Source organism: Comamonas koreensis (genome assembly GCF_021026195.1).
GTDB lineage: Bacteria > Pseudomonadota > Gammaproteobacteria > Burkholderiales > Burkholderiaceae_C > Comamonas > Comamonas koreensis.
In genome coordinates this window covers 420394-437860 of sequence record NZ_JAJNCT010000009.1, presented here as the reverse complement: position 1 = coordinate 437860, position 17467 = coordinate 420394, and the positions used below count along the sequence as shown (strand labels likewise).

Genomic DNA, 17467 nt, shown 5'->3' with positions numbered 1-17467 from the left:
CGGAGAACAAGAAATGCGTACTTTTGGTTGGCCCGAGTTGTGGTTCATCGTGGAAGCGGCCAAGTGGACCGTGGCCCTGTCCCTGATCGCCTTTATCGGCGGCGCCCTGGTGGGCCTGGTGATTGCGCTGTCGCGCACGTCAGAGAACGGCCTGGCGCGCGGCATTGCTACCGCCTTTACCCAGATTTTTCAGGGCACGCCACTGCTGCTGCAGCTGTTCCTGGTGTTCTTTGGCGCGCCCATTCTGGGCTTTGAGATCAACCCCTGGATTGCAGCGGCTGCTGCGCTGATTCTGAACAGCGGCGCGTTCCTCGGTGAAATCTGGCGCGGCTGTATCCAGGCCGTGCCACGCGGCCAGTGGGAAGCGGCCGATGCGCTGTCGCTGTCCTACTACTGGCGCATGCGCGCCGTCGTGCTGCCCCAGGCGATGAAGATTGCCGTGGCCCCCACCGTGGGCTACCTGGTGCAGATCATCAAGGGCACCTCGCTGGCAGCCATCATCGGCTTTACCGAGATCACGCGCGCCGGCCAGATCATCAACAACGCCACCTTCCAGCCCATGCTGGTGTTCGGTGTCGTCGGTGCCGTTTACTTCATCCTGTGCTGGCCGCTGTCGCTGTGGGCAGGCCGGCTCGAGAAGCGCCAAGCCAAGGCCCTGGCGCGTTGAACCTTTTTGGTCGTCGCTTGAATTTTCTACTAGGAGACATGAGCATGCAGATTTCCCGCCGCACTTTCACCTCCGCTGCTGCCGCCCTGGCTGCCAGCGCCCTGTTGCCCCTGACCGCATCGGCCCAGTCGCTGGCCGATCTGAAGAAGAAGGGCAAGATAACCATCGGCATGCTGGTGGACTTCCCGCCCTACGGCATCCTGAACGGCAGCAACCAGCCCGACGGCTACGACGCCGATGTGGCCAAGTTGCTGGCCAAGGAATGGGGCGTGACCGCCGACATCGTGCCCGTGACCGGCCCCAACCGCATCCCCTTTCTGCTGACCAACAAGGTCGACATGCTGATCGCCTCGCTGGCCATCACGCCCGAGCGCGCCAAGCAGGTGCTGTTCTCCAAGCCTTACTCGGCCGCATCGATCGTGCTGTACGGCGCGACCAAGACCGCCATCAAGGGCCCGGAAAACCTCAAGGGCCTGCGCGTGGGCGTGGCACGTGCCTCCACCCAGGACGTGGCCGTCACCAAGGCTGCGCCGGAAGGCACGCAAATCCGCCGCTTTGACGACGACGCATCGGCCATGCAAGCACTGCTGTCGGGCCAGGTCGATGCCATCGGCTGCTCGGTGACCGTGGCCGCTCAGATCGCCAAGCGCGCCCCTGCCGGCCAGTTCGAGAACAAGTTCCAGCTGCTGCAGCAGAACATGGCCGTGGCCCTGCGCCCTGGCCAGGACGAAGTGGCCGAAGCCGTGAACGCCTTCATCGCCAAGAACACCGCCAATGGTGAGCTGAACAAGCTGTACCAAAAGTGGTTGGGCGCCGACCTGCCCAAGCTGGACTAAAACCTAGAACGGGCTACCCCCTGAGGCGCTGCGCGCCTTCCCCCTGGAAGGGGGACGACAGCACCGCTGCGGGGCGGCCCTTGCTGGCTGTCTCTTAGCTCGGGCATGCCAGTGTTGCAATCATCTTAAAACGACTGCTTTATGACGACCCCCTCGCAAGCACCCATCATTCGCCTCCAAGGCGTCGAGAAATGGTATGGCAACTTCCAGGTGCTGACCGATATCAACCTCGACGTGCGTGCTGGCGAGCGTATCGTCATCTGCGGGCCTTCGGGCTCGGGCAAGTCCACGATGATCCGCTGCATCAACCGGCTTGAAGCCATCCAGAAGGGCCAGATCACCGTGGATGGCACGGACCTGACCGGTGACAGCAAGGCCATTGACACCATCCGCAAGGAAGTGGGCATGGTGTTCCAGCAGTTCAACCTGTTCCCGCATCTGACGATTGTGGAGAACTGCATGCTGGCGCCGATGCGCTCGCGCGGCCTGAGCAAGGCCGAGGCGCAGGAACGCGCGATGCACTACCTCACGCGGGTGCGCATTCCGGACCAGGCCAACAAGTACCCCAGCCAGCTGTCGGGCGGCCAGCAGCAGCGCGTGGCCATTGCCCGTGCGCTGTGCATGGCCCCCAAGATCATGCTGTTTGACGAGCCCACCTCGGCCCTCGACCCCGAGATGGTCAAGGAAGTGCTGGACACCATGATCGGCCTGGCCGAAGACGGCATGACCATGCTCTGCGTGACCCATGAAATGGGCTTTGCCCGCAGCGTGGCTGACCGCGTGATCTTCATGGCTGACGGCAAGATCATCGAGCAAGGCCCACCGGCTGCGTTCTTTGACAACCCCCAACACCCGAAGACCCAGCAGTTCCTGGGCCAGATCCTTAGCAACCATTGATGGTGTGGCGGCGCGGGGCGCGCGCCAGCGCCACGCCCCGGGCCTGCACAGCGCCCATGCCGCCACCGCAGACTGTGCACAACGACTTCATTGATCGCTGCTAGCGCCCCGCCGGCCGGCGGGCGCCAACGGCCAACACCCATAACAACCATGGCCTTGTCTTTGCAAAACGCGGGCTCGCCCGCCCTGATCTCCCTCACCTCCTTTGGCAATGCCGAAGTGCGCCGCCACGGCCAGCTCTACTTTGCCCAGCTCGCGCACCGCGCCGGTGCCAATGGCTATGAAGTGCGCGAAGAGCTGCTGCTGAACCCCGCCGAAGAGCTGCCCGCGCTGGCCGCCTATGGCCGCGACCACCAGCTGGACCTGGTCTACTCCTGCCCCCAGCCGCTGTTTGCGATGGACGGCAACCTGAACACCGCTGCCGTACAACACGCGATCGCCGCCAGCCAGACCTTGGGCGCCACCTGGCTCAAGATGTCGATCGGCGGCTTTGCCAGCGAGTCGGTCGCGCATTCGGCCCAGGGCTTTGCGGCGCTGAAGAGCGCCATCGAGGGCGCGGGCCTGACCCTGCTGATCGAAAACGACCAGACCACGGCCGCCGGCACCGTGCAGGCACTGCAGCGCTTTTTTGCCGCGGCCGATGCCGCCGGCCTGCCGCTGCCGATGACCTTTGACATGGGCAACTGGCACTACCTGGGCGAATGCGCACTGCAAGCGGCCCAGCTGTTTGGGAGCCGCGTGGCCTATGTGCATGCCAAGGGCGTGCAACGCCTGCCCACCAAATGGGTGGCAGTGCCGCTGGCCGAATCGGCCGCCGCCTGGCGCGCCATTTTGCGCGCGCTGCCCAGCGATGCACCCCGCGCCATCGAGTACCCACTGATCGGCGACGACCTCGTCGCCGTCACCCAGCAGGAGCTGGCCGTGCTGCGCGATGCCACCGCACTGCAAGCCCGCTAAGTCACCGACAAACCAACAGCTACCAGCACTCAAGAGAGACACGGCCATGACCACCAAGACCTTTGACATCGCCACCTTTGGCGAAGCCATGATGCTGCTGATCGCCGACCGCGCCGGCCCGCTGGAGAACGCCGAGTTCTTCACCAAGCGCATTGCGGGCGCCGAGATCAATGTGGCCACCGGCCTGGCGCGCCTGGGCTTCAACACCCACTGGGCCAGCCGCCTGGGCGCCGATTCGATGGCGCGCTACCTCATCAACCAGATGAAGAGCGAAGGCGTGCACTGCGAGCATGTGGTGCTGGACCCGGCGCAGAAGACCGGCTTCCAGATCAAGGGCCGTACCGATGACGGCAGCGACCCGCAGGTGGAATACCACCGCAAGGGCTCGGCCGCCAGCCTGATGACCCCGGCCGACATCGACGAGCCCTGGCTGGCCTCGGCCCGCCACCTGCATGCCACCGGCGTGTTTGCCGCGATCTCGCAGACCAGCCTGGCCACTGCCCAGCGTACCCTGCAGATCGCCCGCGCTGCCGGCAGCACCATCTCCTTTGACCCCAACCTGCGCCCCACCCTGTGGCAGGACGAGGCCACGATGCGCCGCGAGATCAATGCGCTGGCCGCTGGTGCGGACTGGGTCTTCCCCGGCCTGGCCGAAGGTGAGCTGCTGACCGGCCACAAGACGCCCGAAGCGGTGGCCCGGTTCTACCGCGACCAGGGCGCCAGCCTGGTGGTCGTCAAGCTCGGCGAAGAAGGTGCCTACTACGATGACGCCCAGGCCGGTACCGGCTATGTGGCCGGTTGCCCGGTCGAGAAGGTCGTGGACACCGTGGGCGCCGGCGATGCCTTTGCGGTGGGCGTCATCAGCGGCCTGCTCGATGGCCGCTCGGTGGCCGATGCCGTCAAGCGCGGCTGCTGGATTGGCGCGCTGCAGGTGCAGGTGCTGGGCGACTCCGAAGGCTTGCCAACCCGCGAAGCCTTGACCGCCGCCGGCTATTGATTTCAACGCATCCAGGAGCACCGATGACCAGCACCCGCCAACAGATTTTGGTTTTTCGTGAACTGCCCGACGACCAGCTGGCCCGCCTGCAAGCCGCGCACGATGTGACCGTGGCCAACCCGCGCGTGGCTGCACAGCGCGATGCCTTTTTTGCAGCGCTGCCCCAGGCCCAGGCACTGATCGGGTCGAGCTACCCGATCACCGATGCGCTGCTCGATGAAGCACCGCAGCTGCGGGTGATCTCCAGCATCTCGGTGGGCGTGGACAACTACCCGCTGGCAGCGCTGCGCGAGCGCGGCATTGCGCTGTGCCACACGCCGGGCGTGCTGACGGAGACGACGGCCGACACCATCTTTGCACTGCTGATGGCCACCAGCCGCCGCATTCCGGAGCTGGCGATGTATGTGCGCTCCGGCCAATGGCAGCGCAATATTGGCGAGGAGCTGTTTGGCTGGGATGTGCATGGCAAGACCCTGGGCATTCTGGGCATGGGCCGCATCGGCATGGCACTGGCCCGGCGCGCCGCGCTGGGCTTTGGCATGCGCGTGCTCTACAACAACCGCAGCGTTGTGCCCGACAGCGAACTGGGCGCGCTGGCCGGCCATGTGCACTATGTCGCCCGCGATGCGCTGCTGCGCGAGGCAGACTTTGTCGTCTCCGTTGTGCCGTCGACCCCCGAGACCAAGCACCTGCTGGGCGCCGAAGCCTTTGCGCTGATGAAGCCCAGCGCCATCGTCATCAACGGTTCGCGCGGCGCGATCGTCGACGAGGCTGCGTTGCTGCATGCGCTCGACACCGACCAGATCCGCGCCGCCGGCCTGGATGTGTTTGCCACCGAGCCGCTGCCGGTCGAATCCCCCCTGCGCACCCATGCCAAGGTGGTGGCGCTGCCGCATATCGGATCGGCCACGCACGAGACGCGCCACGCGATGGCCGAGATGGCGACCAGCAACCTGCTGCAGGTGCTGGCGGGTGAACAACCTGCAGGCAGATTCGACCTGAGCCAGGCCTGAGCCCACAGCGGCGCCATGGGCTGCGCCGCGCGAGACTAGTGGAGGTCAGGCGCGCCCGCATAATGGCCGCCAGACCTTCCGATGCTGGCCACCCGCTTGGGTCCAGCGGCCTCCCCTCTCGTACCGTCTCTAGACTGCGGCATGCCCTCCACGCTCCAGGTTCTCTCCCTCGCCTCCCCCTCTGCCGGCTACCGCCGCATCCGCTTTGCTGGCGTGCAGCTGGCGCCCTTTTGCCAGCACGACAACATCCATTGCCGCCTGGTGTTTCCGTCGGCGCTGGATGCGCAAGGCAACAACGCCAGCAGCACGCGCGTCTACACCGTGCGCGCCTTCGATGCCGAGGCGCAATGGCTGGAGATCGATTTCTTGCTGCATGCCGATGCCGGCCCCGGCGCCTGCTGGGCCCAGCAGGCGCAGGTCGGCGACCGGGTCGAGATCCTCAAACCCGGTGGCCGCACGGCCCGCATCGCCGACTGGATGGTGCTGGCCGGTGACGACAGCGCGCTGCCCGCGCTGGCCCGCATCGCAGAACAGCTGCCCGCCAGCACACGCGGCCATGTGGTCTGCGAGATAGCCGACCCGCGAGACGCGATCGACATCCCCCTGCCTCCGGGCATGCAGTGGCATTGGCTTTACCGCGCGGGCACACCCGCAGGTACCGGCGAGCAGCTGCAGCAGGCCGTGCAAGCACTGGATTGGAGCGCCGCACACACCACCGCAGGCGCAAGCCGCTTTTTATGGGTAGGTGCCGAATTTGCGACCGCGCAGGCGCTGCGCGCATGGGCGGTGGACAGCCTGGGCCTGGGCAAGCAGGAGCAGCTGATCGTGGCCTACTGGCGCCGGGGCATGAGCGAGAACGAGCTGCGCGCGCCCAAGGCGGACCTGGAAAAAACCTAGGTCCTGTTTTTAGATTTCCGCCGAGCGCGAAATATGCCGGCGCAGCAGCGCGGCGGCATAGTCGGCATCGCCTTCTTTCAACGCCTTGAGAATGCCCAGGTGGTCGGTGCAGGCCTGGCGGATGTGCTGCTCGCTCAGGTGGCTGAAGTGCGCAAACTCCGAGATCTTGCGCAGCGAGTTCTGCCGGCGCACCGACTCAATCAGAAAGCGGTTGCGCGACCAGGACACCAGGGTTTCATGAAAATTCGCATTGGCCTTGAACCACACATCCTGGCGCAGCTGCTCGACCGGCATCTGCAAGATGTCTGACTGCTCGCGGAACAGCTGCTGCAGCTGTTCAGGATCGGGCGCAAAGCCGGCCATCTTCAGCGCGCCGCACTCGACGATCAAGCGAAAGTCATAGCTCTCGTGCACGGCCTGGGGGTTGTCCAGGCTCTCGGTAAAGCGCCAGCCGTGGCCGGGCAGGCGCTCGGTCAGGCCCTCGGCGGCAAAGCGCATCAGCACGCGGCGCACGGCGCCCCGGGTCACGCCAAACAGCTCCACCAGCTGCGCTTCGGAGACTTCGCCAGCCAGCTGGCCGCTGGCGCGGTGGTTCATGATCTGGCTGTACAGCGCCTCGGCGTCGGAGGGGGGCACCAGCTGCTCCAGCGCATCGTCGCCATCGGGCACGCGCTCGACCCGAAAACCCCGGCCCGGGTGGTAGGCCACCAGGCCCTGGGCGGTCAGCAGCATCAGCGCCTGGCGCACTGGCGTGCGCGAGACCTTGAGCTCATCGGCCAGGTGCAGGTCGGAGATGCGGTCGCCCACGCTCCAGCGGCCAGCATGCATCAGCGCCGTCAGTTTGCGCGCGACGTCGATCTGCAAAGAACTCAGCGATTGCTTCAAACCGATTCTCCCCTGGGTTGTGCTGCTGCGGCCCGCGCGTGCGCAATGCGGTGGCAGTGGCGGCGGCGCGCAGCCTCTTGTTTTTGCCGGCCAGCCCCGAGCATACGCGCCAGGCCTGGCGTGTTGGCAGCATCCTTCATCGTAGTTTCCCTAAGTTTTGTTTGATTCTATAAAAAACAAATTGACAGTCAATGACCACGAAATTAATGTATTAAAAGTTCACAAAACACAAAAGAAAAAAGATGTCGCCGTTTCCACTCGTCACGCTGTCTGGCGCCCCCCAAGCCCGTGGGCGCCAGTATGGCGCGGCGCTCAAAGACCGCATTGCCCGCAGCGCAGCCCTCTATGGCGGCGCGCTGGAGAAGTACGGCATCAGTGCCGCACACAAGGCCGCGCTGATCGCCGAGTACGCCCGGAAGATCGCCGATTTTGACGAGAACTACCTCGAAGAAATGCGCGGCATCGCCGAAGGCTCGGGCGTCGCGCTGGACGACATCGTGATGATCAATGCCCGCACCGAGGTGGTGGCCCTGGCGCGCGCCCAGTCCAGCAAGCCGGTCGATGACGAGCTCGACGACGGCTGCACCGGCGCCATGCTGCTGCCCGAGCGCAGCGCCTCGGGCAACCTGATCCATGGCCAGAACTGGGACTGGCGCGCCGAGTGTGCCGAGACCGGTGTGGTGCTGCGCGTGCGCCAGGACCATGGCCCCGACTACCTGACCTTTGTCGAAGCTGGTGGTTTGGCCCGCAGCGGCCTCAATGCCGCAGGCATCTCCATCACCGCGAACTACCTGGAGTGCGAGCGCGACTACACCAAGCTGGGCATTCCGCTGGGCCTGATCCGCCGCAAGGTGCTGGAGCAGCAGCACTTTGCACTGGCCGCCAAGGCCGTGGCCACCACGCCCAAGTCCTGCTCCAACAACATCATGGTGGCGTCGGCCGCAGGCTTTGGCATTGACTTTGAGTGCGCGCCCGACGAGGCCTTCCCGCTCTACCCCGAGGACGGCATGATCGTGCACGCCAACCACTGGGTCAGCCCGGTGGCGCTGGCCAAGCTGCGCGACACCGGCATCCCCCATGTGCCCGAGAGCTTTTACCGCGACTGGCGGGTGCGCAAGATCCTGCAGGAGCAGGGCCGCCTGCTGACGCGCGAATCGCTGAAGAAGGCGCTGTTTGACGACTTCCTCTCGCCCTATGCGGTCTGCCGCCCGCCCCGCCCGGCCGATGGCGGCAACCTGACCGCCACCGTCGCGATGATCGTGATGGAGCCGGCGCTGGGCATCATGGAGATTGCACCGCTGCCCGCCATCAACCGCCAGTTCACCACCTACCGCCTGCATGGCGATGGCGCGGCTGAACCCTCGGCAGCGGCCGCTGCGGCGCTGGAGCACTGACCGCCATGTGGAAATTCGCTGCCACCCGAATCGGCATGGCGATTCCGACCTTGGTGATCGTGGCACTGGCCGTCTTCATTCTGGTGCGCCTGATCCCCGGTGACCCGGCAGCGCTGATGCTGGGTGACTCGGCCGATGCCGCATCGCTGGCGGCCCTGCGCGAGCAGCTGGGCCTCAACGCCAGCCTGCCCACGCAGTTCCTGGTCTGGTCCGGCCATGTGCTGCAGGGCGACCTGGGCCAGTCCATCTCCAACCGCCAACCGGTTGCCGCGCTGATCTGGCAGCGCTTTGCCGTCAGCGCCCAGATCGTGCTGCCTGCCGTGCTGCTGGCCACCCTGGTCGCCGTGCCGCTGGGCATGCTGGCGGCCTGGCGCCAAGGCCGCCTCACCGACCTGGCCCTGGTCGCCACCGCCACCTTGCTGCTGTCGCTGCCGGCGTTCTGGATGGGGCTGCTGCTGCTGATGTTCTTTGCGCTCAAGCTGGGCTGGTTTCCGGTGGTCGGCTTTGTCGCCTTTGGCGAGAACCCGCAGCAGGCGCTGCTCTACCTGGTGCTGCCCATCACCACCTTGCTGCTGCACGAGATCGGCGTGATCCTGCGCATGACCCGCGCCTCCACCTTGGAAGTGCTGCACCTGGACTACATCACCCATGCCCGCGCCAAGGGCTTGAGCGAGATGACGGTGATGCTGCGCCATGCCTTCAAAAGCTCGTTTGGCCCGACCTGGACCCTGCTGGGCCTGATTCTGGGCAACCTGCTCGCCGGGGTGGCGGTGATCGAGACCGTGTTCACCATTCCGGGCCTGGGCCGGCTGCTGGTCGATGCGATCTTTGCCCGCGACTACCCGCTGATCCAGGGCTGCCTGCTCTTCATCGCCAGCATCTATGTCCTGGTGAACCTCTTTGTGGACCTGCTCTATCCCATCTTCGACCCGAGGGTGGCCGCATCATGAACCGCCGCTCCCTCTCCTTCTGGCTGGGCGCTGGCCTGGTCTCCGTGGTGGTCGCCGTGGCCTTGCTGGCCACGTTCTGGACGCCGTACGACCCGCTCAAGCTCGACTTCAAGACCCGCCTGGCAGCGCCCGGCTGGCAGCACTGGATGGGCACCGACGAGCTGGGCCGCGATGTGCTCAGCCGCCTGATGCGTGGCACTGCCACCAGCATCCGCATCAGCCTCAGCACGGTGTTTCTGGCCACCTTCTTTGGTGTGCTGATTGGCGCGCTCAGCGGTTACCTGCGCGGCTGGCCCGACCGCATCCTGATGGCCATCAACGATGCGCTGCTGGCCTTCCCGGGCCTGTTGATGGCCCTGGGCCTGCTGGCGGTGTTTGGCGCCAGCGCCAGCGGCATCATCATCGCGCTGGCACTGGCCTATGCGTCGTCGGTGGTGCGGGTGGTGCGCGGCACCGTGCTGGGCCTGCGCGAGCGTGATTTTGTGCGCGCCTCGCGCGTCATGGGCAACTCCGAGACCTACACCCTGCTGCGCCATGTGCTGCCCAACTGCATCGCACCGGTGATCGTCATGGCCACCTCGATGTGCGGCTGGATCATTCTGGCCGAGAGCTCGCTGAGCTTTCTGGGCCTGGGCGTGGCGCCACCGGCACCCACCTGGGGCAACATGCTGGCGGGCAGCCGCTCCTATGTCAGCCAGGCGGCCTGGCTGGCGATTTTCCCGGGGCTGGCGATCTCGCTGGCACTGCTGGGCATCAATCTGCTCGGCGACGCCCTGCGCGACCGGCTCGACCCACGCATGCGGAGGCGCGTATGACCACATCCCCTGCCTTGCTGCAGATCCAGAACCTGAGCCTCTCGGCCGGCCCCGACAAGCTGGTGGTGCGCGATGCATCCTTGCAACTGGCCGCTGGCGAGATTGTTGGCATCGTCGGCGAATCGGGCTCGGGCAAGACCATGCTCAGCCGCGCCGTGATGCGGCTCACGCCCCATGCCATCAGCCGCAGTGGCGGCGACATCCTGCTCGACGGCCAGTCGCTCTATGCGATGAACGAGCGCCAGCTGCGCGCTGTGCGTGGCCCGCGCGTGGCCATGGTGTTCCAGGAGCCGATGACCTCGCTCACGCCCACCCTGAGCATTGGCGAGCAGCTGCTCGAAGGCCTGCGCATGCACCTGCCCCAGGCACGCGATGAGCACATGCCGCGCATCCATGCAATGCTGGAGCGTGTCGGCCTGCGTGAGACCCAGCGCATCCTGAGCGCCTTCCCGCATGAGTTCTCGGGCGGCATGCGCCAGCGCATCATGATTGCCTCGGCCATGCTGCTGCGCCCGGCGCTGCTGATTGCCGACGAGCCCACCACGGCGCTGGATGCGGTGGTGCAGCGCGAGGTGATGGAGATGATGCTGGAGCTGACGCGCGAGAACGGCACCGCCGTGCTGCTGATCAGCCATGACCTGCCGATGGTGGCCCGCTACGCCGACCGCATGGTGGTGATGAAGCAGGGCGACATTGTGGAAACCGGCCCTACCGCCCAGGTGCTGGCCGCCCCCGCGCATGACTACACGCGCCAGCTGCTGCGCACCCTGCCCCAGCGCCGCGCACCGCGCCAGATCGACCGCACGGCCCCGCTGATGTCGGCCCGCGACCTGGTGCTGGAGTTTGGCGGCCGCCAGCGCTGGTTCCGCAAGGGGGCGCCGGCGCGCGTGCTCAAGGGCATCAGCCTGGATATCTTCCCCGGCGAGGTGGTGGCCGTGGTCGGCGAATCGGGCTCGGGCAAAACCACCCTGGGCATGATCCTGTCGGGCCTGCTGCAGCCCACCAGCGGCAGCCTGCGCTACAAGGGCCAGCCCTTGCGGCCGGGCAGCCCGGGTTTCAAGGACTACCGCTACAACTGCCAGATGGTCTTCCAGGACCCGTACTCCTCGCTGGACCCGCGCATGACGGTGCAGGCCCTGGTGGCCGAGGCGCTGCGCATGGCCGATGGCCTGAGCGCCAGCGACAAGCGCGAGCGCGTGCAGCAGGCGCTGGCCGATGTGGGGTTGGGCGGTGATTTTGCGACGCGCTACCCGCATGAGCTCTCGGGCGGCCAGCGCCAGCGCGTGGCCATTGCCCGCGTGCTGGTGCGGCGCCCGGCGCTGATGATTGCCGACGAGGCGGTCTCCGCGCTCGATGTGACGGTGCGCGCCCAGGTGCTGGACCTGCTGGCCGAGCTGCAGCAGCGCTATGGCTTCTCTTGCCTTTTCATCAGCCATGACCTGGGCGTGGTGGAGCAGATTGCCGACCGGGTCATCGTCGTGCAGGGCGGCGTGATTGCCGAGCAGGGCACGCGCGATGCCGTGTTTGACCAGCCGCAGAACCCCTATACGCGCCAGCTGCTGGATGCGATCCCGATGCTGCAGGCCACGCCCGATGGCGGGGTGCATCTGCGCTGGCGCCATGCCGAAGACAAGGCCTCCGCCTCTGCAAACGGCGCTGCCTGCCCTGCCTAAAAATTCAGCAACCTTTCAGGAGTCCTCTTATGTCATCCCCTCCCGCCCGCCAGGGCCACGGCATCAAGCTGAGCTATTACGACTTTGGCGCCACCACCTTTTTTGCCAGCCAGTACGACCAGCGCTTCAGCTACTGCCTCTACGTGCCCAAGAACTACAGCGAGAGCGAGGACAAGGTCTATGACCTAGCCGTGATCGTGCACGGCACAGGCCGCACCGCCAGCCAGTACCGCGACCGCTTTGCCGACTTTGCCGACCGCAATGACTGCATCGTGCTGGCGCCGCTCTTCCCCGCCGGCATTGGCGTGGCCGGTGACCTGGCCAACTACAAGCGCATTCTTTTCCATGGCATCCGCTATGACCAGGTGCTGCTGTCCATGGTCGACGAGGTGGCGGCCAAGTACCGCCTGCGCAGCGAACGCTTCATGCTCTACGGCTTCTCGGGCGGCGGGCAGTTCAGCCAGCGCTTTTTTCTGCTGCACCCCGAGCGCCTCCATGCCGTGTCGATCGGCGCGCCGGGCGTGGTCACCCTGCTCAACACCGACTACGACTGGTGGGTGGGTGTGCGCGACATTGAGCAGCGCTTTGGCCGCAGCCTCAACCTGGCGGCGATGCGCGCGGTGACCGTGCAGACCATCATCGGAACGGCCGACACCGCCACCTGGGAAATCACCATTCCGCGCGACAGCGCGCTGTGGATGGATGGCGCCCAGCTGCAGGGCGACAACCGCATCGAGCGCATCACCGCACTGGCCGACAGCTTTGCCGCGCATGGCATCCGCGTGCAGCGCGACACCGTGCCCGGCATTGCGCACGAGCCCTTCAAGGTCATCGAGCCGGTCGAGGCCTTCTTGCAGCAGTGCCTGCGCGCGCCACAAGCCGCTCCGGTGTAAGACCCTGTCCCAAGCCTCCACGCCAACGTCCCCACCACTACAAGGAAGACCATGCCCACCAGCCGCTCTCTTTGGTCGCCCGCGCTGCTCGCTGCAGCCTGCGCGCTCAGTGCCCACAGCCAGGCCGCCGGCGCCCCCGATATGCTGCGCGTGGCGCTGCATGCCGATATCGCCAGCGTCAACCCCGGTGTCAACCGCGACGCCAACTCCGACATGGTGATGGCCCATGTGGTCGAGGGCCTGGTGGCCTATGGCGAGGACCTGACCATCAAGCCCATGCTGGCCAGCAGCTGGAAGGCGAATGACGACAGCACCAGCTACGACTTCAAGCTGCGCCCGAATGTGCGTTTTCACAATGGCAAGACCTTGTCGGCCGCCGATGTGGTGTGGAACTTCAAGCGCTACCTCGATCCCAAGACCAACTTCCAGTGCATCAACCGCTACAACGGCAAGATCGGCCCGGCGCTGCAGGAGGTGAAGGCGGTCGATGCGCAGACCGTGCGCTTCAGCTTCTCGGCGCCCGCGCCCAACTTCCTGATGACCCTGGCCACCATCCAGTGCACGCCCTGGATCATCCACCCCGACTCCGTGGCCGCCAACGGCAGCGTCAGCCAGGTGATCGGCACCGGCCCCTATAGCTTTGCAGAGAAGCAGACCGGCCGCTACACCGAGCTCAAGCGCTTTGCCGACTACAGCGCGCTGCCCGGCACGCGCGATGGCTATGCCGGCAACAAGCAGGCCAGCATTGCCACCCTGCGCTTTGTCACCGTGCCCGATGCCAGCACCCGCTCCAACGGCGTGCTCTCGCGCGATCTCGATGTCATCGACGATGTGGATCCCGACACCATCAAGGTGCTCAAGGACAAGGGCGTGCAGGTGGAAGTGCAGCCCACCCCAAGCTGGGTGGTGCTGCAGGTGCAGACCGAGGCGCCCGCGCTCAAGGATGTGCGCATGCGCCAGGCGATTGCCAAGGCGCTGAGCCTGCCCGATGTGGCCGAGGCCGCCGGCAAGGGCCTGTTTACTGCCAACCCTTCGGTGATATCGCCCTTGAGCCCCTACTACGACCAGCGCAGCAAGGCCTGGCCCGGCTATGACCCGGTGGGCGCCAGCGCGCTGGCCAAGCAGGCGGGCTACAAGGGCCAGCCCATCAGCCTGCTGGTAGCCAACCGCCAGGAGCGCGTGCAGCTGGCCACCATCCTGCAGGCGCTGCTGGGCTCGGCCGGCATCAATATCGACATCAAGGTGCGCGACTGGGCCTCGCAGCTGGATCTGTATGGCAAGGGCCAGTACGAGCTGGCCATCTTTGCCTACTCGGCGCGGCTCGACCCCTTGCTGATGTATGAGTCGCTGATCGGCGACAAAAAGGCCGAGCCCACCCGCCAGTGGGACGATGCACAGGCCTCGGCCTTGCTCAAGCAGGTGGCGATGGAGCGCGACCCGGCCCGCCGCAAGGACCTGTTCAACCAGCTCCATGCGCTGATGGCCAAGGAGGTGCCGATCATCGGCCTGTACAACCTGCCGGTTGTCACCGCGATGGCGCCCAGCATCAAGGGCTACAAGGGCTGGCCCGCTGGCACGCACCGCTTCTGGGGCGTGACCCGCGCCGCGCCCTAAGTCAGCCTCTGCGCGCGTGGCCAGAACGCTCTGGTTCGGCCACGCGCATGCCGCTTTCCCTGCATTCCGATCTCTGCGTTTCACACCCTGTATGTCTTTCTCTGCAACCGACTACCGCCTGGCCGATGCCACGGCACTGGCCCAGGCCATCCGCGCTGGTGCGCTCACCCCCCAGGCGGCGGTGGACCATGCCTTTGACGCCATCGAGCGCTGCAACCCCCAGCTCAATGCCGTGATCCTGACCATGCGCGAGCAGGCCCAGGAGCAGCTGCGCCAGCTGCCGGCCGATGCGCCGCTGCGCGGCGTGCCGGTGCTGCTCAAGGACGACTGCCCCAGCTATGCCGGCGCGGCGATGTCCTATGGCTCGCGCGCGGCACGGGGCAACGTCTCGGCCACTGACCACACCTTGGTACGCCACTACCAGCAGGCGGGCATGGTCATCGTCGGCAAGACGAATCTGCCCGAGTTCTCGGCCAATGTGGCAACCGCGCCCAGCCTGCATGGCCGCACCCTGAACCCCTGGAGCGCGGCACACAATGTCGGCGGCTCCTCGGGGGGCTCGGCCGCCGCCGTGGCCGCCCGCATGGTGCCGCTGGCCTATGGCAATGACGGCGCGGGATCGATCCGCATACCAGCGGCCTGCACGGGGCTGTTTGGCCTGCGCCCCTCGCGCGGCCGCGTGGCCTGCGGCCCTGTCTCCAGCGAGAACTGGGGCGGGCTCGTGAGCCACCATGTGCTGACGCGCAGCGTGCGCGATTCGGCCCTGATGCTGGACCTGAGCGATGCGCTGGAGCCCGGCTCGCTCTATGCCGCGCCGGCCAAGGCGGAAGACTTCAGCCAGGCGCTGCGGCGCCCGCCCGGGCAGCTGCGCATTGGCGTGCTGCAGGATGCGGGCCCGGGCCAGGCGCTGGACAGCAGCATCCTGCAAGGCCTGCAGGACACCAGTCGCCTGCTGCAGGAACTGGGCCATGTGACCGAAGAGGCGCAATGGAACTTCTCGCACGCCGACCTGGCCGCCGCCTTCAGCCGCATCATTGCCGCCTATACCGCGCTGGAGGTGGATGGCCTGGTGCGCAGCACCGGCAGGCCAGCGACGGCGGAGTTCTTTGAACCGGTGAACCTGGGCCTGGCCGAGCAGGGGCGGCGCCTGGGCGCTGTCGAGCTATTGGCCGCGCGCAATACCTGCAACAGCATCGCCCGGCGCCTGGGCGAGATGTTTGGCCGCTATGACCTGCTGCTCTGCCCGGTGATGCCGACCCTGCCCCAGGACTTGCAGGCGCTGGATGTGCGCCAGCCCGATGCGCAGCACTTCATGCGGGAGTTCATGGATGCGACCGTGTTCACCCGCCCGGCCAATGCCGCCGGCGTGCCCGCGATGAGCGTGCCGCTGTGGCAAAGCGCCAGCGGCCTGCCCCTGGGCATGCAGTTCATCGCCCCCTATGGCGCAGAAAGCCGGCTGCTGCAGCTGGCCGCGCAGCTGGAGCAGGCCCTGCCCTGGGACCAGCGCCTGCCCCCCGTCCACGCCTGATCTCTCTCTGACCCGCCCCTCTCATGCTCTACACCAAACCCTATTACCAACCCCAGCAGCCCGCGCAGATCAAGGAGCTGGTCGACCGCGTGGTGCTGGGCACCTTGATTACGCCGCACAGCGAAGGCGTGGCGCTGTCCCACCCGGTGTTCCGGCTCGACACCACGCGCGGCGCGCTGGGCACCCTGGTGTCGCATGTGGCATCGGCCAGCGACCATGTGCGCTTTCTGCGCCAGGGCCTGCCGAGCATCGCCATCCTGATGGACCCGGGCAGCTATATCTCGCCGTCCTGGTACCCCAACTACCCGCATCGCGACAGCGCGCCGACCTGGGGATTCCAGGTGGTGCACCTGCATGGCACCCCGCGCATACTGGAAGAAGATGAACTGGTCGCCCACCTGCAGGACCTGGTGGGCCATATGGAGCGTGGCCGCCGCTGCCCCTGGGACAGCAGCGAGCTGGGCCCCGGCGGCCTGGAGCGGCGCCTGCCCGGCATTGTGGGCTATGAGATGCCGGTGGCGCGCTGTGAAGCCAAGTTCAAGCTCGGCCAGGACGAGCGCCCGGCTGACATGCGCGGCGCCGTGCCGCGCCTGCGCGAGCAGAACCAGCATGCGCTGGCCGATACCATAGAGCAACACTGCCAACTCCAACAACCATGACCACCGCCGACACACAGACCGACCCCATCGCCCAGGCCATTGCGCGCCACCAAAGCGGCCTCAGCGCCGTGCCGGAGGCTGCCGCCTTCCATGCCTGGGTGGCGCAGCAGCGCGGCAGCTGGAGTGGGCTGATGCCCGGCCTGGCACAGGCGCGCATGGGCCACGTCGATTTCCGCAGCGCTGACTCTGCCGTGGCCGCCGCCAGCGCCAGCATGGACCGCGAGGGCGCCATCCGCGCCTACGAGGCCCTGCAGCAGCGCCAAGGGTTTGAGATGGGTGTAGGCCATTGGATGGAGCAGCGCTGCGTTTACCAAAGCAGTAACTACGCATCCACCCGGCTGGCAGGCGCGATGCGCGACTGCCACCTGGGCCTGGACCTGTTTGCGCCAGCGGGCACCGCGCTGCGGCTGCCGCTGGCCGCAGAGGTGGTGGTGGCTGAAGTGCGTGATATCCGCCTGGACTATGGCGGCATGCTGGTGCTGCGCCACCAGGGCCCTGCGCACCCAGAGTTTTTCAGCATCTGGGGGCATCTGAGCCATGCATCGGCCCAGCGCTGGCAGCCGGGCGAGCAGATTGCCGCAGGCAGCGAGTTTGCCCAACTGGGCGACTTTGCAGAGAACGGCTGGTGGCTGCCCCATCTGCACCTGCAGCTGTGCCTGCTGCGCCTGCCCGACTTCAGCGATGCGCCTGGTGTCGGCGAACAGGCCTTTGCGCCGGTCTGGCAGGACATCTTCCCCAACCCGGCGCCGCTGCTGCGCGCCGATGATGAGGCGCTGCGCGGCTGAGGGCCTC

General features: G+C 66.6%; 17 protein-coding genes. 16 read left to right on the top strand and 1 reads right to left on the bottom strand.

The features are described 5' to 3' along the window. The first annotated feature begins 13 nt into the window (after positions 1 to 13). From LPW39_RS09845 to LPW39_RS09815, 7 genes are all read left to right on the top strand, one after another. Positions 14 to 667, top strand: a complete 654-nt coding sequence (locus LPW39_RS09845) for an amino acid ABC transporter permease (RefSeq protein WP_230774107.1) — start codon at positions 14 to 16, stop codon at positions 665 to 667. A 44-nt stretch (positions 668 to 711) separates the two neighbouring features. Further along, the gene (locus LPW39_RS09840; RefSeq protein WP_373449255.1) at positions 712 to 1503 is read left to right on the top strand and encodes a transporter substrate-binding domain-containing protein; all 792 of its coding nucleotides are present in this window, start codon (positions 712 to 714) and stop codon (positions 1501 to 1503) included. Between the two features lie 141 nt (positions 1504 to 1644). Beyond that, positions 1645 to 2400, top strand: a complete 756-nt coding sequence (locus LPW39_RS09835) for an amino acid ABC transporter ATP-binding protein (RefSeq protein WP_269075795.1) — start codon at positions 1645 to 1647, stop codon at positions 2398 to 2400. Between the two features lie 150 nt (positions 2401 to 2550). Continuing rightward, on the top strand, positions 2551 to 3357 hold the full coding sequence (locus tag LPW39_RS09830) for a sugar phosphate isomerase/epimerase family protein (RefSeq protein ID WP_230774106.1): 807 nt from the start codon (positions 2551 to 2553) through the stop codon (positions 3355 to 3357). Positions 3358 to 3403: 46 nt separating this feature from the next. Continuing rightward, positions 3404 to 4354, top strand: coding sequence for a sugar kinase (locus LPW39_RS09825; protein WP_230774105.1), 951 nt, complete (start codon positions 3404 to 3406; stop codon positions 4352 to 4354). A 23-nt stretch (positions 4355 to 4377) separates the two neighbouring features. Beyond that, a complete protein-coding gene (locus tag LPW39_RS09820; protein WP_230774104.1) occupies positions 4378 to 5367 on the top strand; it encodes a 2-hydroxyacid dehydrogenase in 990 nt (329 codons plus the stop codon). A 141-nt stretch (positions 5368 to 5508) separates the two neighbouring features. After that, a complete protein-coding gene (locus tag LPW39_RS09815; RefSeq protein WP_230774103.1) occupies positions 5509 to 6264 on the top strand; it encodes a siderophore-interacting protein in 756 nt (251 codons plus the stop codon). Positions 6265 to 6273: 9 nt separating this feature from the next. On the opposite strand, the gene LPW39_RS09810 is transcribed toward LPW39_RS09815, so the two are convergent. Further along, a complete protein-coding gene (locus LPW39_RS09810; protein WP_230774102.1) occupies positions 6274 to 7149 on the bottom strand; it encodes a GntR family transcriptional regulator in 876 nt (291 codons plus the stop codon). A 242-nt stretch (positions 7150 to 7391) separates the two neighbouring features. Between LPW39_RS09810 and LPW39_RS09805 the strand changes: the two genes are divergently transcribed. The 9 genes from LPW39_RS09805 to LPW39_RS09765 all read left to right on the top strand — a co-directional run bounded on the left by LPW39_RS09805 (position 7392) and on the right by LPW39_RS09765 (position 17460). After that, positions 7392 to 8543: a C45 family autoproteolytic acyltransferase/hydolase gene (locus tag LPW39_RS09805; RefSeq protein WP_230774101.1), complete on the top strand. Its 1152-nt coding sequence runs from the start codon at positions 7392 to 7394 to the stop codon at positions 8541 to 8543. Positions 8544 to 8548: 5 nt separating this feature from the next. Then, positions 8549 to 9493 (top strand): ABC transporter permease, encoded by a 945-nt coding sequence (locus tag LPW39_RS09800; protein ID WP_182326223.1) that lies wholly within the window; start codon positions 8549 to 8551, stop codon positions 9491 to 9493. Further along, positions 9490 to 10308: an ABC transporter permease gene (locus LPW39_RS09795; protein ID WP_230774099.1), complete on the top strand. Its 819-nt coding sequence runs from the start codon at positions 9490 to 9492 to the stop codon at positions 10306 to 10308. The genes LPW39_RS09800 and LPW39_RS09795 overlap by 4 nt, the downstream gene beginning before the upstream one ends. Further along, positions 10305 to 11981 carry a dipeptide ABC transporter ATP-binding protein gene (locus LPW39_RS09790; RefSeq protein ID WP_230774097.1) on the top strand — a complete coding sequence of 559 codons (1677 nt, stop codon included), beginning with the start codon at positions 10305 to 10307 and terminating at the stop codon, positions 11979 to 11981. Before LPW39_RS09795 ends, LPW39_RS09790 begins: the two co-directional genes overlap by 4 nt. 29 nt (positions 11982 to 12010) lie before the next feature. After that, positions 12011 to 12874: an alpha/beta hydrolase gene (locus LPW39_RS09785; protein WP_230774095.1), complete on the top strand. Its 864-nt coding sequence runs from the start codon at positions 12011 to 12013 to the stop codon at positions 12872 to 12874. A gap of 51 nt (positions 12875 to 12925) precedes the next feature. Further along, positions 12926 to 14488 (top strand): ABC transporter substrate-binding protein, encoded by a 1563-nt coding sequence (locus LPW39_RS09780; RefSeq protein WP_230774093.1) that lies wholly within the window; start codon positions 12926 to 12928, stop codon positions 14486 to 14488. A gap of 91 nt (positions 14489 to 14579) precedes the next feature. After that, a complete protein-coding gene (locus tag LPW39_RS09775) occupies positions 14580 to 16016 on the top strand; it encodes an amidase (RefSeq protein ID WP_230774091.1) in 1437 nt (478 codons plus the stop codon). A 23-nt stretch (positions 16017 to 16039) separates the two neighbouring features. Continuing rightward, the gene (locus LPW39_RS09770; RefSeq protein ID WP_230774089.1) at positions 16040 to 16675 is read left to right on the top strand and encodes an FMN-binding negative transcriptional regulator; all 636 of its coding nucleotides are present in this window, start codon (positions 16040 to 16042) and stop codon (positions 16673 to 16675) included. Further along, entirely contained in the window at positions 16672 to 17460 is a 789-nt protein-coding gene (locus LPW39_RS09765; protein ID WP_230774087.1) for a peptidoglycan DD-metalloendopeptidase family protein, read from the top strand. Before LPW39_RS09770 ends, LPW39_RS09765 begins: the two co-directional genes overlap by 4 nt. Positions 17461 to 17467 lie beyond the last annotated feature (7 nt).

Excerpts from the sequence above, each read along its gene's own strand:
- LPW39_RS09775 (WP_230774091.1), top strand. The coding sequence starts at position 14,580 with ATGTCTTTCTCTGCAACCGACTACCGCCTGGCCGATGCCACGGCACTG.
- LPW39_RS09770 (WP_230774089.1), top strand. The coding sequence starts at position 16,040 with ATGCTCTACACCAAACCCTATTACCAACCCCAGCAGCCCGCGCAGATC.
- LPW39_RS09820 (WP_230774104.1), top strand. The coding sequence starts at position 4,378 with ATGACCAGCACCCGCCAACAGATTTTGGTTTTTCGTGAACTGCCCGAC.
- LPW39_RS09785 (WP_230774095.1), top strand. The coding sequence starts at position 12,011 with ATGTCATCCCCTCCCGCCCGCCAGGGCCACGGCATCAAGCTGAGCTAT.
- LPW39_RS09840 (WP_373449255.1), top strand. The coding sequence starts at position 712 with ATGCAGATTTCCCGCCGCACTTTCACCTCCGCTGCTGCCGCCCTGGCT.
- LPW39_RS09790 (WP_230774097.1), top strand. The coding sequence starts at position 10,305 with ATGACCACATCCCCTGCCTTGCTGCAGATCCAGAACCTGAGCCTCTCG.
- LPW39_RS09780 (WP_230774093.1), top strand. The coding sequence starts at position 12,926 with ATGCCCACCAGCCGCTCTCTTTGGTCGCCCGCGCTGCTCGCTGCAGCC.
- LPW39_RS09835 (WP_269075795.1), top strand. The coding sequence starts at position 1,645 with ATGACGACCCCCTCGCAAGCACCCATCATTCGCCTCCAAGGCGTCGAG.
- LPW39_RS09830 (WP_230774106.1), top strand. The coding sequence starts at position 2,551 with ATGGCCTTGTCTTTGCAAAACGCGGGCTCGCCCGCCCTGATCTCCCTC.
- LPW39_RS09825 (WP_230774105.1), top strand. The coding sequence starts at position 3,404 with ATGACCACCAAGACCTTTGACATCGCCACCTTTGGCGAAGCCATGATG.
- LPW39_RS09845 (WP_230774107.1), top strand. The coding sequence starts at position 14 with ATGCGTACTTTTGGTTGGCCCGAGTTGTGGTTCATCGTGGAAGCGGCC.
- LPW39_RS09795 (WP_230774099.1), top strand. The coding sequence starts at position 9,490 with ATGAACCGCCGCTCCCTCTCCTTCTGGCTGGGCGCTGGCCTGGTCTCC.
- LPW39_RS09805 (WP_230774101.1), top strand. The coding sequence starts at position 7,392 with ATGTCGCCGTTTCCACTCGTCACGCTGTCTGGCGCCCCCCAAGCCCGT.
- LPW39_RS09815 (WP_230774103.1), top strand. The coding sequence starts at position 5,509 with ATGCCCTCCACGCTCCAGGTTCTCTCCCTCGCCTCCCCCTCTGCCGGC.
- LPW39_RS09800 (WP_182326223.1), top strand. The coding sequence starts at position 8,549 with ATGTGGAAATTCGCTGCCACCCGAATCGGCATGGCGATTCCGACCTTG.
- LPW39_RS09765 (WP_230774087.1), top strand. The coding sequence starts at position 16,672 with ATGACCACCGCCGACACACAGACCGACCCCATCGCCCAGGCCATTGCG.